The organism is Bacillus cereus group sp. MYBK30-2 (assembly GCF_051915945.1).
Taxonomy (GTDB): Bacteria; Bacillota; Bacilli; order Bacillales; family Bacillaceae_G; genus Bacillus_A; species Bacillus_A paramycoides.
Window position 1 is genome coordinate 1 of record NZ_JBQAFR010000022.1, and the last position, 2284, is coordinate 2284.

Sequence of the window (2284 nt, forward strand, 5' to 3'; positions counted from 1 at the left end):
CATATTATATGGTTAAGTCCTCGATCTATTAGTATTCGTCAGCTCCACATGTCACCATGCTTCCACCTCGAACCTATCAACCTGATCATCTTTCAGGGATCTTACTAGCTTACGCTATGGGAAATCTCATCTTGAGGGGGGCTTCATGCTTAGATGCTTTCAGCACTTATCCCTTCCGCACATAGCTACCCAGCTATGCCCTTGGCAGAACAACTGGTACACCAGCGGTGCGTCCATCCCGGTCCTCTCGTACTAAGGACAGCTCCTCTCAAATTTCCTACGCCCACGACGGATAGGGACCGAACTGTCTCACGACGTTCTGAACCCAGCTCGCGTACCGCTTTAATGGGCGAACAGCCCAACCCTTGGGACCGACTACAGCCCCAGGATGCGATGAGCCGACATCGAGGTGCCAAACCTCCCCGTCGATGTGGACTCTTGGGGGAGATAAGCCTGTTATCCCCGGGGTAGCTTTTATCCGTTGAGCGATGGCCCTTCCATGCGGAACCACCGGATCACTAAGCCCGACTTTCGTCCCTGCTCGACTTGTAGGTCTCGCAGTCAAGCTCCCTTATGCCTTTGCACTCTACGAATGATTTCCAACCATTCTGAGGGAACCTTTGGGCGCCTCCGTTACACTTTAGGAGGCGACCGCCCCAGTCAAACTGCCCACCTGACACTGTCTCCCGGGTCGATAAGACCCGTAGGTTAGAATTTCAATACAGTCAGGGCGGTATCCCACCAGCGCCTCCACCGAAGCTAGCGCTCCGGTTTCAATGGCTCCCGCCTATCCTGTACAAACTGTACCAAAATTCAATATCAGGCTACAGTAAAGCTCCACGGGGTCTTTCCGTCCTGTCGCGGGTAACCTGCATCTTCACAGGTACTATAATTTCACCGAGTCTCTGGTTGAGACAGTGCCCAAATCGTTACACCTTTCGTGCGGGTCGGAACTTACCCGACAAGGAATTTCGCTACCTTAGGACCGTTATAGTTACGGCCGCCGTTTACTGGGGCTTCAGTTCAGAGCTTCGCTTACGCTAACCCCTCTCCTTAACCTTCCAGCACCGGGCAGGTGTCAGCCCCTATACTTCGCCTTACGGCTTCGCAGAGACCTGTGTTTTTGCTAAACAGTCGCTTGGGCCTATTCACTGCGGCTTTCCGTTAAGAAAGCACCCCTTCTCCCGAAGTTACGGGGTCATTTTGCCGAGTTCCTTAACCAGAGTTCTCTCGCACACCTTAGGATTCTCTCCTCGCCTACCTGTGTCGGTTTGCGGTACAGGCACCTTTTATCTCGCTAGAAGCTTTTCTTGGCAGCGGGGAATCAAAGACTTCGCTCCATAAGGAGCTTCCCCATCACAGCTCAGCCTTCACGATAAGCGGATTTGCCTACTTATCAGCCTAACTGCTTGGACGTGCACAACCAATCGCACGCTTCTTCTATCCTTCTGCGTCCCTCCATTGCTCAAACGATAAAGAGGTGGTACAGGAATATCAACCTGTTGTCCATCGCCTACGCCTGTCGGCCTCGGCTTAGGTCCTGACTAACCCTGAGCGGACGAGCCTTCCTCAGGAAACCTTAGGCATTCGGTGGACGGGATTCTCACCCGTCTTTCGCTACTCATACCGGCATTCTCACTTCTAAGCGCTCCACCAGTCCTTCCGGTCTGACTTCACTGCACTTAGAACGCTCCCCTACCACTGATACCATTGGTATCAATTCGCAGCTTCGGTGGTGTATTTAGCCCCGGTACATTTTCGGCGCAGAGTCACTCGACTAGTGAGCTATTACGCACTCTTTAAATGGTGGCTGCTTCTAAGCCAACATCCTAGTTGTCTAAGCAACTCCACATCCTTTTCCACTTAATACACACTTTGGGACCTTAGCTGGCGATCTGGGCTGTTTCCCTCTTGACTACGGATCTTATCACTCGCAGTCTGACTCCTAAGGATAAGTCATTGGCATTCGGAGTTTGACTGAATTCGGTAATCCGATGAGGACCCCTAGTTCAATCAGTGCTCTACCTCCAAGACTCTTACACTTAAGGCTAGCCCTAAAGCTATTTCGGGGAGAACCAGCTATCTCCAGGTTCGATTGGAATTTCTCCGCTACCCACACCTCATCCCCGCACTTTTCAACGTGCGTGGGTTCGGGCCTCCATTCAGTGTTACCTGAACTTCACCCTGGACATGGGTAGATCACCTGGTTTCGGGTCTACGACCACGTACTAAACGCCCTATTCAGACTCGCTTTCGCTGCGGCTCCGCCTCTTCAGCTTAACCT

At 52.2% G+C, this 2284-nt stretch carries 1 rRNA gene; it reads right to left on the reverse strand.

The features are described 5' to 3' along the window. Positions 1-8: 8 nt before the first annotated feature. Positions 9-2284, reverse strand: a 23S ribosomal RNA gene (locus ACTFQM_RS27255); the annotation flags it as partial.